The organism is Citrobacter sp. wls717 (assembly GCF_005280955.1).
Taxonomy (GTDB): domain Bacteria; phylum Pseudomonadota; class Gammaproteobacteria; order Enterobacterales; family Enterobacteriaceae; genus Citrobacter; species Citrobacter werkmanii.
The window spans coordinates 306,091-320,875 of record NZ_SZWW01000006.1; the positions used below are offsets into that span (position 1 = coordinate 306,091).

A 14,785-nucleotide genomic window follows, 5' to 3' on the forward strand; every position below is an offset into this window, starting at 1 on the left:
TGCGCTCCTTATTTCAGCTTCTGACGTGCGTCCTGCCAGCTGTAGCAACTGGCGTCAGGGACCAGGCGAAACTCTACCAGGTGCCCATGTTGCGTCAACCAGTCAAAGGCGGCTATTTCCTCGCCATTCACCGACTGATTTGGGCCGATGGTAGTGGTATCGGCACGGGCGCTCATCGGACCTACATTAATCTTGCCGTTGGCATTTTTCAGGCTGATGCCAGCTTCTTCAATGCGTTTTAGCGTGACGGGCGATTTACCAATGACGAAATAACGCTTCTCGCTGGCAATGACTTTCGGCAGTTTTTCAATCGCGGTGGCGGTATCAAACAACCAGACTTTGGTGTCCTGCACGGCGCCTTTCATCACCGAAGAGAGCAGAGGGTCGGCCGCGACGGCGTCGTCTATCGCGACAATCCCGTCACAGGGCAGCTCTTTGGCCCAACGTGTCACGAGCTGCCCATGGATTACGCGGTCATCGATACGTACAAAAGAAATACTCATAGTGGTTTCCTTTAAAAATCGTCGGACTGAACGGATAAAACCGGGGCGGCTTTAATCAGCGTAGGTACCGTCAGCGCCAACAGCTCGACGGCTGCGGCGTGAACATCCGTTAAATGGCAGATCTCCTCGCTTTGTAACAGCATCGGGAAGTTGACACCCGCGACAACGGCAACGGGAGGAACCGTTTGTGCAGAAAACGCATGGTGGCAGGCGACATTCCACGGCGTACCGCTTTGCATGTCACATAGCACCAGAACGCCGTCAGCGTCTTTCCCGGCACTTGCGAGAACATGAGAGAACGTCTGTTTAAACCCTTCGATACCCGCCTGTTCACTCAGCGTGACGGGGTAAACATGCGGTAATTCTCCGTAAACCATACGACCGCTGGCGAGAAGCGCTTCTGCCAGGGGACCATGGGTGGCAACAATAACGTTAATCATGCGCTTATCCTCTAACCCAGGCTTTAATCGTGGCAAGCTGTTGGCCGATACCCTTGCCAAACGGCGAAATGCGGTACTCTCCAACGGCGGCCGGGATAATAAAGGTTTCTGCATAGTTGACGACAAACGGGGCAAATGCGCCGCTCGGGCTTTCAATAACGGCCTGCGCACCTTCGACCAGGTTCAGGACGTTTACGCCGCCATGGGTATGGTGTGTGACCGGTGCCGTAAACCAATGGCGGCGCGTTTCAATAAACTCGCGCTCGTGCATTCCGGTTCTTTCTTCCCGCCAACCTTCCCCTTCGGCGATAGGTTCAATACGGTTGACCAGGTTGTCATGTACCCATTGCGTGTCGCGCTGCCAGTCAATCACCTGCTGACCGTGATCCAGATGGACCGGGCGCGGTAAGCCGTCTAGCCCTAAACGTCCCCAATCCCACAATTTAAAGGTGAAGATATAGGGCGTTGCGCTGATCTCCAGCACCATAGTTCCTGCACCCGAGCAGTGGACGGTTCCTGCGGGGATCAGAAAGTGATCGTGTTTATGCGCAGGGATCTGATTAACGAACCGTGTATCATCAAAGGTTTTTTCACCACGGCCCGCGGCTCGGAGCTCGTCGAGCATGTCCTGTGGCGCGATCCCGGTTTTAGTGCCGAGATACACCACGGCGTCCGGCTCGGCTTCGAGAATGTAATAGCTCTCGTCCTGGGTATAGTGCATACCAAACTGTTGCTGAATATATTCAGTGAGCGGATGAACCTGAAAGCTCAAATTCTGGCCGCCAATGGTATCGAGGAAGTCAAAACGAATCGGGAATTCCGCACCAAAACGTGCGTGAACTTTCTCGCCCAGCAGGGGGCGGGGATAGGTTAGCACCAGATCCTGAGAGGGGATCTCGATCCGCACGTTGCCAAAACGCAGTAACAGGCTGTTTTCCTCGGGCACGCAATCAAAACACCACGCGTAATTGGGGGCTGAGGGATCGAGATCGAAGTGTTGTTTCATCCATTGCCCACCCCAAACGCCTGGGTCGAAGAAAGGGGCAACGCGAAACGGTTGTTTAGTCGTTTGTTGCAAACCGGCGCGCAACGCGTCGCCGCTGACCATTGCGGGATGATTTTCTACAGTGGTATCAAGCAAATAATCGGTGCGTTTGAGTAACGGCGTTTTGTGCCGGTCGAAGACTCGCCATTCAATGAAGAAAGCGCGTTTGTACCGACGAAGAATATCTTCATCCTGGTTTTTCGCCCCCCAGTTCCCCAACCCGTCATGGCGCATACGCTGTTGAATTTCCCAACGCGGAAGATCGGCATAAACCAGTACGTCACCCGGGTGTGCCAGCGTCGCGCCGGGTCCGTACACCACGACCAGACCTTCGGCAACGGCATCAATCTGTTGGCGGAGCTGACTGAGCTTGTCACTATCAAAAAACTCATTCAGGTGATGGCAGGAAAGGACGCCGAATACGCGATCGTCGGTAAGGTTTCGCGCTAGTAACTCATGCAGAGCCTGCTCATCTCTGCGGGCGGATTCAATATTCAGCACCAGCGCGGTATCTAACGTCGTGACAAGCTGTTGTTCCAGTTCTTCAAGCCGCACGCCCGGATAGCAATCCACGATCAATACGGTTTTGGCTGCTGCAGAAACCCTGGTGTTAAGCACAGAATGGATCGCCGCCCAACCCTGCCAGGCGTGCTCGTCGTAGCCCTGAACGTTAACCTCAGGGAATTTATTATAGGTTGTCGTCATTTTCTTTCTCCGTGTTGGCTAATTTAAGATTAATCGATTAACCTTATTTTCATAGTGTGGTTAACGCGATTAACCCGGCATATTCAGAATCAAAAGCGGTGAAAAGCGCGTTAGCGTGATGTGAATCACACGTATAAAAGCAATATTTCGGTTATTCGATTAACCTTCGATAAAAATCAGGAGCAGGTATGACCACAGTCACGTTGGCGCAGGTAGCTGAGCGCGCGGGAGTCTCCACGGCGACCGTGTCGATGGTATTGCGTAACCGGGGGCGAATTTCTCAGGCTACACGCGAACGGGTGCTTAAAGCGCTGGATGATGCTGGCTATGTATATAATCAAACCGCCGCTAATCTGCGTAACCGGAGCAGTAATCAGGTTGGATTGTTGCTCCACGATATCACCAACCCTTTTTACGGCGAGATGACTGCAGGGCTAAGCCATGAGATGGAACGACATGACCTGTTGTTGTTTCTGGCAAATAGCGAAGAGTCAGGAGAACGGCAGCAAAAATTTGTCGACTCGTTGATGCGCAATAATGCTTGCGGCATGGTGCTCTGCGCGGCGCGCGAGACGCCGTCATCCTTTTTTGAAGCGCTGAAAAGGCGCAATATTCCCGCCATTATGGTCGTCCGTCCCCTAAGCGATCCTGATTTTGATTTTGTCGGAACCGATAACTTTCTCGGTACGCAAATGGCCACCACCCATTTAGTCAAAATGGGGCACAACAATATTGCGTTTATTGGGGGGACGCCTGGTTCCGGCAGTCGGACACAGCGCATTGGTGGTTTCACCAGCACATTGCTGGAGCACGGAATATCGCCGAATCCTGAATGGATCGTGGCTACGCAGGCCAGCCAAATTGATGGCGCAAAAGTAGCGGAGTCTCTTCTTCTGCGTTACCCGCAAATTACCGCCGCCGTATGTTATCAGGATATTGTTGCGCTTGGGGTCATGCAGGCGCTACGTAAAATGGGGCGGGAACCTGGGCGGGATTTTGCGCTGGTGGGGTTTGATGACATCACCGAAGCGGCGCTGGTACAACCTGCGCTTACCACCGTGTCGGTGGCGGCAAAAGAGATCGGTCGTAAGGCCGGAGAGCTGCTCTATAGCCGTATTCAGGGAAATGACGAACCGCCGAAACGTATTATCCTGCCGCCAGCGCTGGTAGTCAGAGAATCATGTGGTTTTTGCTGATCGTCATGCCTTTTACTGATATCTCTGCCTGTTTATCATTAAATTCTAATTATCGACGTTTTCGGCTGGCGGCGCAGCGATGCGCTGGTTACTCTGAAAACGATTTACGCAAAATTAACAAAAGAGAATAGCTATGCATGATGCACAAATCCGCGTTGCCATCGCGGGAGCCGGAGGACGCATGGGGCGTCAGTTGATTCAGGCCACACTTGGCATGGATGGCGTACAGCTTGGCGCGGCGCTGGAGCGCGAAGGCTCTTCCTTACTTGGAAGCGATGCCGGAGAGTTGGCGGGAGCCGGGAAAACGGGCGTTACCGTACAAAGCAGCCTTGAGGCGGTGAAAGATGATTTCGATGTTTTCATCGATTTCACGCGACCGGAAGGTACGCTGACGCATCTGGCGTTTTGCCGCCAGCACGGTAAGGGAATGGTGATTGGTACCACCGGGTTCGATGATGCCGGTAAACAGGCTATTCGCGATGCCGCGCAGGAGATTGCTATCGTCTTTGCTGCGAATTTTAGCGTCGGCGTTAACGTCATGCTGAAACTGCTTGAGAAAGCAGCAAAAGTGATGGGGGACTATACCGATATTGAGATTATCGAAGCGCATCACCGCCACAAAGTGGACGCCCCATCGGGGACCGCGCTGGCGATGGGTGAGGCGATCGCCGGGGCGTTGGATAAAGATCTGAAAGACTGCGCTGTCTACTCGCGCGAAGGTTATACCGGCGAGCGTGTGCCGGGCACTATTGGTTTTGCGACCGTACGCGCCGGTGACATTGTCGGCGAACATACCGCCATGTTTGCCGATATTGGCGAGCGTATTGAAATCACCCATAAAGCGTCCAGCCGCATGACTTTTGCCAATGGCGCAGTGCGATCGGCGGTTTGGCTGAAATCTAAGTCAAATGGTCTTTTTGATATGAAAGATGTACTTGATTTACGCAGTTTATAGATTTTATTACCCTTCGTGATGTGGTTATAGTAATCATAATTATTTGATTACATGGGGCAATATTTTATTGCCCTTTAATTTTTTGGCTTTTGGTTTTATTTTTTATCTAAGCTGGTTTTTATATATGTTTTTATGCTTCATTCTGTTATCTGAATGTAAATTTTGACCAAGTGGTCCACTTTTTTCTCTCGCTGCTCCACTTTTTACACTCTTTATCTACCGCAAGCGTTTTCCACCCTGAGTTAGCTGATCTTTTTGCCTGTTAAATCGAGTGATTTATCCCAGTGGCGTAAAATAATAATAAAAATTGCCCTTTTGGGTAGACTTTTACGTGGGCTATCTCTAGAATGCCGCCGTTTGCCAGAAATCCATAGGTAAGCAAATTTGCATTGATTCATGAGGTGCTAATGAATTAATATGCAAATAAAGTGAGTGAATATTCTCTGGAGGGTGTTTTGATTAAGTCAGCGCTATTGGTTCTGGAAGACGGAACCCAGTTTCACGGTCGGGCCATAGGGGCAACAGGTTCGGCGGTTGGGGAAGTCGTTTTCAATACTTCAATGACCGGTTATCAAGAAATCCTCACTGATCCTTCCTATTCCCGCCAAATCGTCACTCTTACTTATCCTCATATCGGTAATGTCGGCACCAATGAAGCCGATGCAGAATCTTCTCAGGTACATGCGCAAGGCCTGGTCATCCGCGACCTGCCGCTGATTGCCAGCAACTACCGCAACACCGAAGACCTCTCTTCTTACCTCAAGCGCCATAATATTGTGGCGATTGCCGATATCGATACCCGTAAGCTGACGCGACTGCTGCGCGAGAAGGGCGCTCAGAACGGCTGCATCATTGCAGGTGATAATCTGGATGCTGCGCTGGCCTTAGAAAAAGCCAAAGCGTTCCCGGGCTTAAATGGGATGGACCTGGCAAAAGAAGTGACCACCGCTGAATCCTACAGCTGGACTCAGGGTAGCTGGACGCTGGCGGGTGACCTGCCGGAAGCGAAGTCTGCAGAAGAGCTGCCGTTCCACGTGGTGGCCTACGATTTTGGCGCCAAGCGCAACATTCTGCGCATGCTGGTGGACCGCGGCTGCCGCCTGACGGTGGTACCGGCGAAAACCTCTGCGGAAGACGTTCTGAAGATGAATCCGGACGGTATCTTCCTGTCTAACGGCCCAGGTGACCCGGCCCCATGCGACTACGCCATCGAAGCCATTGAGAAATTCCTCCAGACCGATATTCCGGTATTTGGCATCTGCCTCGGCCATCAACTGTTGGCGCTGGCGAGCGGTGCGAAGACCATCAAGATGAAATTTGGTCACCACGGTGGTAACCACCCGGTGAAAGACATGGATAAGAATGTGGTGATGATTACCGCGCAGAACCACGGCTTTGCGGTGGATGAAGACTCGCTGCCAGCCAACCTGCGCGTGACCCACAAATCCCTGTTCGACGGTACCCTGCAAGGGATTCACCGTACCGATAAACCGGCGTTCAGCTTCCAGGGCCACCCGGAGGCGAGCCCAGGCCCGCATGATGCGGCGCCGCTGTTCGACCATTTTATCGAGCTTATTGAGCAATACCGTCAGTCCGCGAAATAATCAGGAGTAATAAGAGCCATGCCAAAACGTACAGACATAAAAAGTATCCTGATTCTGGGCGCGGGCCCGATTGTTATCGGTCAGGCGTGTGAGTTTGACTACTCCGGCGCCCAGGCGTGTAAAGCGCTGCGCGAAGAGGGTTACCGCGTTATTCTGGTGAACTCTAACCCGGCAACCATTATGACCGACCCGGAAATGGCCGATGCGACCTACATCGAGCCGATCAACTGGGAAGTGGTACGCAAAATCATCGAAAAAGAGCGTCCGGATGCGGTTCTGCCAACCATGGGCGGCCAGACCGCGCTGAACTGCGCGCTGGAGCTGGAGCGTCAGGGCGTGCTGGAAGAGTTCGGTGTGACCATGATTGGTGCGACCGCTGATGCGATTGATAAAGCAGAAGACCGCCGTCGTTTCGACGTGGCGATGAAGAAAATCGGCCTCGACACCGCGCGTTCCGGTATCGCGCACACCATGGAAGAAGCGCTGGCGGTTGCCGCTGACGTGGGCTTCCCGTGCATCATCCGTCCATCTTTCACCATGGGCGGCACCGGCGGCGGTATCGCCTACAACCGTGAAGAGTTCGAAGAAATCTGCGAACGCGGCCTGGACCTCTCGCCAACCAACGAGCTGCTGATTGATGAATCGCTGATCGGCTGGAAAGAGTACGAGATGGAAGTGGTGCGTGATAAGAACGACAACTGCATCATCGTCTGCTCTATCGAAAACTTCGATGCGATGGGCATTCACACCGGTGACTCGATCACTGTTGCTCCGGCGCAGACCCTGACCGACAAAGAATACCAAATCATGCGGAACGCCTCGATGGCGGTACTGCGTGAAATCGGCGTAGAAACCGGCGGTTCCAACGTTCAGTTCTCGGTGAACCCGAAAGATGGTCGTCTGATCGTTATCGAAATGAACCCGCGCGTCTCCCGCTCTTCGGCGCTGGCGTCCAAAGCCACCGGCTTCCCGATTGCCAAAGTGGCGGCCAAACTGGCGGTGGGTTACACCCTCGACGAACTGATGAACGACATCACCGGTGGCCGTACTCCGGCCTCCTTCGAGCCGTCTATCGACTACGTTGTCACCAAGATTCCTCGCTTCAACTTCGAGAAATTCGCCGGTGCGAACGACCGTCTGACCACCCAGATGAAATCCGTCGGCGAAGTGATGGCGATTGGCCGTACGCAGCAGGAATCCCTGCAGAAAGCGCTGCGCGGCCTGGAAGTAGGCGCCACCGGTTTCGACCCGAAAGTGAGCCTCGACGACCCGGAAGCGCTGACCAAAATCCGCCGCGAGCTGAAAGACGCGGGCGCCGAGCGCATCTGGTATATCGCCGATGCCTTCCGCGCGGGCCTCTCCGTCGACGGCGTGTTCAACCTGACCAATATCGACCGCTGGTTCCTGGTACAGATTGAAGAGCTGGTACGTCTGGAAGAAAAAGTGGCGGAAGTGGGCATCAACGGCCTCGACGCTGACTTCCTGCGTCACCTGAAGCGCAAAGGCTTCGCCGATGCGCGTCTGGCAAAACTGGCGGGTGTGCGCGAAGCGGAAATCCGCAAGCTGCGCGACCAATACAACCTGCACCCGGTTTACAAGCGCGTGGATACCTGCGCGGCGGAATTCGCCACCGATACCGCTTACATGTACTCCACCTATGAAGAAGAGTGCGAATCTAACCCGTCCGTTGACCGCGACAAAATCATGGTCCTCGGCGGCGGCCCGAACCGTATCGGCCAGGGTATCGAATTTGACTACTGCTGCGTCCATGCCTCGCTGGCGCTGCGCGAAGACGGTTACGAGACCATCATGGTCAACTGTAACCCGGAAACTGTCTCTACCGACTACGACACCTCCGACCGTCTGTACTTCGAGCCGGTAACGCTGGAGGACGTACTGGAAATCGTGCGCATCGAGAAGCCGAAAGGCGTCATCGTGCAGTACGGCGGCCAGACCCCGCTGAAACTGGCGCGTGAACTGGAAGCCGCAGGCGTACCGGTTATCGGTACCAGCCCGGACGCGATTGACCGCGCGGAAGACCGTGAACGCTTCCAGCACGCGGTTGACCGTCTGAAGCTGAAACAGCCAGCCAACGCCACCGTGACCGCCATTGAACAAGCGGTTGAGAAGGCGAAAGAAATTGGCTACCCGCTGGTGGTGCGCCCGTCCTACGTACTGGGCGGCCGCGCGATGGAAATCGTCTACGACGAAGCCGACCTGCGTCGCTACTTCCAGACCGCGGTTAGCGTCTCCAACGACGCGCCGGTGCTGCTGGACCGCTTCCTCGACGATGCCATCGAAGTGGACGTTGACGCCATCTGCGACGGCGAAATGGTGCTGATTGGCGGCATCATGGAGCACATCGAGCAGGCGGGCGTACACTCCGGCGACTCCGCCTGTTCTCTGCCAGCCTACACGCTGAGCAAGGAAATTCAGGATGTGATGCGCCAGCAGGTGCAGAAGCTGGCCTTCGAACTGCAGGTGCGCGGCCTGATGAACGTGCAGTTTGCGGTGAAAGACAACGAAGTCTACCTGATTGAAGTCAACCCGCGTGCGGCGCGTACCGTACCGTTCGTCTCCAAAGCCACCGGCGTACCGCTGGCGAAAGTGGCGGCGCGCGTGATGGCTGGCAAATCGCTGACCGAGCAGGGCGTGACCAAAGAAATTATCCCGCCGTACTACTCGGTGAAAGAAGTGGTGCTGCCGTTCAACAAATTCCCGGGCGTTGACCCGCTGTTAGGGCCAGAAATGCGCTCTACCGGGGAAGTGATGGGCGTGGGCCGTACCTTCGCGGAAGCGTTCGCCAAGGCACAGCTGGGCAGTAACTCCACGATGAAGAAACAGGGCCGTGCGCTGCTCTCGGTTCGCGAAGGCGACAAAGAGCGCGTCGTGGACCTGGCCGCTAAGCTGCTAAAACAGGGCTTCGAGCTGGATGCGACTCACGGTACCGCGATTGTGCTGGGTGAAGCCGGTATCAACCCGCGTCTGGTGAACAAGGTGCATGAAGGTCGTCCGCACATTCAGGACCGTATCAAGAATGGCGAATACACCTACATTATCAACACCACCGCAGGTCGTCAGGCGATTGAAGACTCCAAGCTGATTCGCCGCAGCGCCTTGCAGTACAAAGTGCATTACGACACCACCCTGAATGGCGGTTTCGCAACGGCCATGGCGCTGAATGCGGATGCCACCGAGAAGGTGACCTCGGTGCAGGAAATGCACGCGCAGATCAATAAATAATAAACAGAAGGTCCGGTGATATTTGCGTTAATCGGATCTGCAATATAAATTTGAAACGGTTCCTGAGAAGGAGCCGTTTTTTTTACCCTATCAGGTCATCCCTGGAGATGTCCGTTTCCTTAACCACATTTTCAATGTAATAAGCACGATATTGCTCACACTAATCAACATTCAAGTCGCATACTATCTTTATATCCACAATTTTAATATGGCTTAGTTTTTATTAATTTGGACAGGCCGTAGCCAGATTTTTAATTTGTGAAATGGTGTGCTTATGTGTGAAAAATATGTTGAAAGACCGCTTTATTTGTTAATTGCTGACTGGATGATGGCAGAGGACCGATGGATCACTGCCAAGGAGATTTCCCGTCAATTTGATATTGAACACTGCAAAGCAATTAATACGCTCTCCTATATTCTGTCAGAAGTTGGGGAAATTGTTTGTGAAGTGAAGATGATCCCTAACCAGATTGCAGGACGAGGCTGTCAGTGCCAGCGTCTGGTGAAAGTCGTGAGTATTGATTCTCATCTCTATCGCCGATTGAATCATAATTTGCAGGAAAGAAAAGTGAGTGTGGCGAAAGCGCCACGACTGTCTGCCGTTCCCCCAACAGAGCTCAACCGTGAGCAGAAATGGCAGATGATGCTGTCAAAAAGTATGCGTCGCTAATGGTTAGTTTGCCTGATGGCAGCGTTAACGGGGATTGACGCGTAGGCCGGATAAGCGTCAGCGCATCCGGCATCAATTATTGGGCTGATTTTGGCTTCACGTCCGTCGTGCCTTTCAGGCGCGGCCGGTTTTTTTCGACCTGGGTTAACGGCTTCGTTTCAGATAGCCCCGTTCGGCAGCGGACCGCAAGATCCTGATATTCTTTGGTGTTGAGGCGTTTCCAGTGCAGCTCCTGGTCTGTGACCTGGCGTAGTACTCGCGCAGGTGAACCCACCAGCAGTTGCCTTGCCTCACCCTGAAATCCGGCTTTGACGAAACTCATGGCGGCGACAATGCTCTCTTCGCCAATCACTGCGCCGTCCATAATCACGCTGTTCATGCCGACCAATGCGTCCCGGCCCACCACGCAGCCATGCAAAATAGCGCCGTGGCCGATATGGCCGTTCTCATGCACGATGGTATCGGTATCGCAGTAGCCATGCATAATGCAGCCATCCTGCAGATTAGATCCTGCCTTAAGGATCAGGCGCCCATAATCCCCACGCAATGACGCGAGTGGGCCAATATAAACACCAGCACCCACGATGACATCGCCAATCAGCACGGCGCTGGGATGGACAAACGCGTCCGGGTGTACCACCGGGATCAGTCCTTCAAGGGCGTAATAGCTCATGGTTGTACCTCGGTTTTTTTGCCGGACGACGGCGTAAACACCTTATCCGGCATAGTCACATTAACGACCTTTCCACACCGGATCGCGTTTTTCGGCAAATGCCTGCGGTCCTTCGAGCGCATCTTCCGAATGCAGTACCGACGGATAATGCTTCAGTACGCCGCTGCGGATGTAGCGGTAGCCTTCTTCTACCGGCATTTCGCTGGTCGCACGATAAATCTCTTTCAGCGCCGCGATCGCCAGCGGGGCGCTATTAACCAGTTGTTGCGCCAGTTCGCGCGCGCTATCCATCAGTTCGCTCTGGCTGACAACGCGGTTCACGATCCCCCAACGCAGCGCTTCTTCGGCGCTCATTCGTCTACCTGTCATCACCATTTCGTTGACGATAGCCGGTGGCAATAGCTTAGGCAGGCGCAAAACGCCGCCGCTGTCAGGCACGATGCCGAGCTTGGCTTCCGGTAGCGCGAAGCTGGCGTTTTCCGCGCAGACAATAAAGTCCGCCGCCAGCGCCAGCTCAAAACCGCCGCCAAACGCATAGCCGTTTACCGCGGCGATGACCGGTTTATCCAGATCAAATATTTCAGTTAAACCGGCAAAGCCGCCGGGACCAAAATCGGCATCCGGCGCTTCACCTTCCGCTGCCGCTTTTAAGTCCCAGCCAGCAGAAAAGAATTTCTCCCCGCCGCCAGTAATGATTGCTACGCGTAATTCCGGATCGTCACGGAAATTAAGAAAAGCCTGGCCCATTGCAAAGCTGGTTTTTGCGTCAATGGCATTGGCTTTAGGTCGGTCGAGGGTAATTTCCAGGATCGGGCCATTACGGGTCAGATGTAATGATTCACTCATGGTTCATCTCCAGATAAATAGTTTCCCGGCGGGAGGGATTCCTGCCGGAAGGTTTATTTCAGATTTTTTTTGATTATTTTTCCTGAACAGTTGCGCGGCAGGTCGGTTCTGATCTCCATAAAAGAGGGAACCTTGAATTTCGCCATATTGTTTTCGCAGAAGCTGAAAAACTCGGCTTCGCTTAATGTTTCACCTTCATTAAGGACAATAAACGCTTTAATGGCTTCATCACGGATCGCGTCTTTAATACCAACAACCACAATGTCCTGAATTTTCGGATGCGCAGAAATAATATTTTCCAGCTCGACGCAGGAGACATTTTCCCCGCCGCGTTTAATCATGTTGCAGCGTCTGTCGACAAAATAGAAATACCCATCCTCATCCTGGTAACCCGAATCACCGGTATGTAACCAGCCCTCTGGTTCCAGCGCCCTGGCAGTTGCTTCCGGCTGCATGTAATACTCTTTGAAGATGGTCTTGCCGGGGACGCCTTTAATACAGATTTCGCCAATTTCTCCGGCGGGGAGCGGGCGATTTTGATCGTCGCGAATTTCAGCTTCATAGCTAAATCCCACGCGACCAATGGAAGGCCAGCGTCGTTTGTCTCCGGGACGGTCGCCAATTATTCCGACAATGGTTTCAGTCATACCATAAGAGGTCAGCAGCCTGACGCCAAAGCGTTCGATAAAGGCGTCTTTTTCCTGCGCGGATAGATTGAGATAGAACATCACTTCGCGCAGATGATGCTGCCTGTCCGTTGGCGCGGCGGGCTGGACCATCAGCGTGCGGATCATCATCGGGATGCACTCGGTCACCGTCGCCTGATATTTACGTACCTGATCCCAGAATGCCCGGGCGCTGTACTTCTCCAGGAGCACAAAGGTGCTGCCGGCGGAAAAGGCCGGCATTGCGGCGGTACACTGACAGTCGATATGAAAAGCGGGCATCACCGTCATGTATACGTCATCATCGCGCAGGGCGATTTGCCAGGCAGAGTAATAGCCCGCAAAGCGCAGGTTATAATGGGTAATCACCACCCCTTTTGGACGCGAGGTGGTACCGGAGGTAAACAGAATTTCCGCCGTATCGTCAGTGGATAACGCAGGCGTATAGCACAGGGTGGTCGACTGACGAGCCTGCAGTTGGGTAAAGTGGCTCACGCCATCGTCAGCCGGAAGCTGCTCGCCAATCAGACAGATATGATTAAGCGGAGTGCTATTTTCCTGGCGTATTTCACGGTACATAGGATAAAACTGGGCGCTGGTAACCAGCAGGCTCACCTGGCTGTTTTGCAGGATCCAGGCACTTTCTTCGCCCAGTAAGCGAGCATTGATCGGCACCATAATGGCGCCGATTTTTGCCAGTCCAAACCAGCAAAAGATGAATTCCGGACAGTTATCCAGATGCAGTGCGACCCTATCGCCCTTGCGGATCCCTAAGGAATGAAAAAGGTTCGCCGTGCGGTTAATCTCTTCATTGAGCGAGGCATAGCTAAATTGCCGAACGATTCCTTCACAGGATTCGAAAATTAACGCCGTTTTATTTCCGTACACCCCGGCCAGGTCGTCCCACATCTGACGTAAGTTTTGTCCGCCAACGATATCCATATTGCTTTATCCACTGAAATCAGGCGTGAGCGCTAACCCACGAGCGGGTTAGCGCGTCGCGTTTATTCCTCAACCCTGGCCAGGCCTTTGCCGACCAGCTCATTTATGTCTGCTTCGCTATAACCAATGTTTTTCAGAATGGCGGCGGTATCCATGCCGTGTGATGGCATGCCACGCCAGATTTTCCCCGGGTTGTTTTTAAATTTCGGCATGATGTTCGGTCCTTTGCAGGTGCGGCCGTCCATTGTTTGCCACTGAGTAATGGATTCGCGGGCAACGTACTGCGGATTGCCTTCCAGTTCCGGAATGGTTAGCACCTTCGCACAGGCGATGTTCAGCTCAGCAAAGCGCGCCTGGACTTCGGCGATGGTATGTGCTGCCAGCCAGGCGTCCAGTTTCTCTTCGACGAGCGGGCCGTAAGGGCATTCCACGCGATGGATTAGCTGCGTGCCTTCCGGAACTTCCGGCGTACCGAGAATGTGGGCCAGGCCTATATCTTTAAAACACTCGTTGATTTGCGTGATGCCGACCAACTCCATGACGATGTAACCATCGGCGCATTTATACAGGCCGCAACCGGCGTAGTAGGGATCTTTCCCTTTCGTCATACGTGGGCAAATTTCGCCGCCGTTGAAGTAGTCCATCATGAAGTACTGACCCATGCGCAGCATCACTTCGTACATGGCGATATCGATGCTTTCACCTTTACCCGTTTCGCGCACTTTGTGCAGGGCCGCCAGCGCCGCTGTCGTTGCGGTCATCCCGGAGAAGTAATCCGCGGTATACGGGAAGGCTGGCATCGGTTGGTCAACGTCGCCGTTTTGGATCAGATAACCACTGAACGCCTGCGCGATGGTGTTATACGCCGGAAGATTGGTGTACTCCTCCGTACCAAACTGGCCAAAACCGGAAAGGTGGGCAATGACCAGTTTCGGGTTATGTTCCCACAGCACTTCATCAGTAATACCGCGGCGTGCAAAGGCCGGGCCTTTACTGGCTTCAATGAAAATATCGGTGGTTTCCATCAGTTTCAGAAACGCTTCCCGACCTTCATCTTTGAAAATATTGAGCGACAGGGCGTGCAGGTTGCGGCGTGAGAGCTGCGGGTAGTTAGGCTGTACGCGGATGGTATCGGCCCATGCGACGTTTTCAATCCAGATAACCTCGGCGCCCCATTCGGCGAACATCTGTCCGGCGAACGGACCGGCGATTTCGATCCCTGAAAAAACAACGCGTACTCCAGCAAGAGGGCCAAAGGTTGGCATTGGTAAATGATTCATAATTTTTCTCCTGGCATT

12 protein-coding genes are annotated in these 14,785 nt (G+C 53.6%); 5 read left to right on the forward strand and 7 right to left on the reverse strand.

All coding sequences use genetic code 11. The features are described 5' to 3' along the window. Window positions 1–8 precede the first annotated feature (8 nt). The 3 genes from FDX09_RS03870 to FDX09_RS03880 are packed head-to-tail and all read right to left on the reverse strand — an operon-like array spanning window position 9 to window position 2,693. Window positions 9–503 (reverse strand): PTS sugar transporter subunit IIB, encoded by a 495-nt coding sequence (locus tag FDX09_RS03870; RefSeq protein ID WP_042312435.1) that lies wholly within the window; start codon window positions 501–503, stop codon window positions 9–11. An 11-nt stretch (window positions 504–514) separates the two neighbouring features. Continuing rightward, window positions 515–943 (reverse strand): PTS fructose transporter subunit IIA, encoded by a 429-nt coding sequence (locus tag FDX09_RS03875; protein ID WP_085048337.1) that lies wholly within the window; start codon window positions 941–943, stop codon window positions 515–517. A gap of 4 nt (window positions 944–947) precedes the next feature. Further along, complete coding sequence (locus FDX09_RS03880) at window positions 948–2,693, reverse strand: class I mannose-6-phosphate isomerase (protein WP_137346823.1); 1,746 nt, start codon at window positions 2,691–2,693, stop codon at window positions 948–950. Window positions 2,694–2,881: 188 nt separating this feature from the next. Here FDX09_RS03880 and FDX09_RS03885 point away from each other — a divergent pair, with 188 nt between their 5' ends. From FDX09_RS03885 to caiF, 5 genes are all read left to right on the forward strand, one after another. After that, the gene (locus tag FDX09_RS03885) at window positions 2,882–3,889 is read left to right on the forward strand and encodes a LacI family DNA-binding transcriptional regulator (RefSeq protein ID WP_137346824.1); all 1,008 of its coding nucleotides are present in this window, start codon (window positions 2,882–2,884) and stop codon (window positions 3,887–3,889) included. Window positions 3,890–4,022: 133 nt separating this feature from the next. After that, entirely contained in the window at window positions 4,023–4,844 is an 822-nt protein-coding gene (gene dapB, locus FDX09_RS03890; RefSeq protein WP_038637087.1) for a 4-hydroxy-tetrahydrodipicolinate reductase, read from the forward strand. Window positions 4,845–5,299: 455 nt separating this feature from the next. Further along, a complete protein-coding gene (gene carA / locus FDX09_RS03895) occupies window positions 5,300–6,448 on the forward strand; it encodes a glutamine-hydrolyzing carbamoyl-phosphate synthase small subunit (RefSeq protein ID WP_121528568.1) in 1,149 nt (382 codons plus the stop codon). A gap of 18 nt (window positions 6,449–6,466) precedes the next feature. Continuing rightward, window positions 6,467–9,691 (forward strand): carbamoyl-phosphate synthase large subunit, encoded by a 3,225-nt coding sequence (carB, locus tag FDX09_RS03900; protein WP_038637091.1) that lies wholly within the window; start codon window positions 6,467–6,469, stop codon window positions 9,689–9,691. A gap of 274 nt (window positions 9,692–9,965) precedes the next feature. Further along, a complete protein-coding gene (gene caiF / locus FDX09_RS03905; RefSeq protein WP_038637093.1) occupies window positions 9,966–10,361 on the forward strand; it encodes a carnitine metabolism transcriptional regulator CaiF in 396 nt (131 codons plus the stop codon). 76 nt (window positions 10,362–10,437) lie between these two features. Here the strand turns inward: caiF and caiE are convergent, their stop codons facing one another. The 4 genes from caiE to caiB all read right to left on the reverse strand — a co-directional run bounded on the left by caiE (window position 10,438) and on the right by caiB (window position 14,767). Further along, window positions 10,438–11,034, reverse strand: a complete 597-nt coding sequence (gene caiE, locus FDX09_RS03910) for a carnitine operon protein CaiE (RefSeq protein WP_137346825.1) — start codon at window positions 11,032–11,034, stop codon at window positions 10,438–10,440. A 60-nt stretch (window positions 11,035–11,094) separates the two neighbouring features. Further along, window positions 11,095–11,880, reverse strand: a complete 786-nt coding sequence (gene caiD, locus FDX09_RS03915; protein ID WP_038637097.1) for a crotonobetainyl-CoA hydratase — start codon at window positions 11,878–11,880, stop codon at window positions 11,095–11,097. A 53-nt stretch (window positions 11,881–11,933) separates the two neighbouring features. After that, window positions 11,934–13,487 carry a crotonobetaine/carnitine-CoA ligase gene (gene caiC, locus FDX09_RS03920; RefSeq protein ID WP_038637099.1) on the reverse strand — a complete coding sequence of 518 codons (1,554 nt, stop codon included), beginning with the start codon at window positions 13,485–13,487 and terminating at the stop codon, window positions 11,934–11,936. Window positions 13,488–13,549: 62 nt separating this feature from the next. Further along, window positions 13,550–14,767, reverse strand: coding sequence for an L-carnitine CoA-transferase (gene caiB, locus FDX09_RS03925; protein WP_038637101.1), 1,218 nt, complete (start codon window positions 14,765–14,767; stop codon window positions 13,550–13,552). Window positions 14,768–14,785: the final 18 nt, after the last annotated feature.

Bases quoted from the DNA above. Each gene is read 5' to 3' on its own strand.
- FDX09_RS03870 (WP_042312435.1), bottom strand. From the start codon at position 503: ATGAGTATTTCTTTTGTACGTATCGATGACCGCGTAATCCATGGGCAG.
- FDX09_RS03875 (WP_085048337.1), bottom strand. From the start codon at position 943: ATGATTAACGTTATTGTTGCCACCCATGGTCCCCTGGCAGAAGCGCTT.
- FDX09_RS03880 (WP_137346823.1), bottom strand. From the start codon at position 2,693: ATGACGACAACCTATAATAAATTCCCTGAGGTTAACGTTCAGGGCTAC.
- FDX09_RS03885 (WP_137346824.1), top strand. From the start codon at position 2,882: ATGACCACAGTCACGTTGGCGCAGGTAGCTGAGCGCGCGGGAGTCTCC.
- dapB (WP_038637087.1), top strand. From the start codon at position 4,023: ATGCATGATGCACAAATCCGCGTTGCCATCGCGGGAGCCGGAGGACGC.
- carB (WP_038637091.1), top strand. From the start codon at position 6,467: ATGCCAAAACGTACAGACATAAAAAGTATCCTGATTCTGGGCGCGGGC.
- caiF (WP_038637093.1), top strand. From the start codon at position 9,966: ATGTGTGAAAAATATGTTGAAAGACCGCTTTATTTGTTAATTGCTGAC.
- caiE (WP_137346825.1), bottom strand. From the start codon at position 11,034: ATGAGCTATTACGCCCTTGAAGGACTGATCCCGGTGGTACACCCGGAC.
- caiD (WP_038637097.1), bottom strand. From the start codon at position 11,880: ATGAGTGAATCATTACATCTGACCCGTAATGGCCCGATCCTGGAAATT.
- caiC (WP_038637099.1), bottom strand. From the start codon at position 13,487: ATGGATATCGTTGGCGGACAAAACTTACGTCAGATGTGGGACGACCTG.
- caiB (WP_038637101.1), bottom strand. From the start codon at position 14,767: ATGAATCATTTACCAATGCCAACCTTTGGCCCTCTTGCTGGAGTACGC.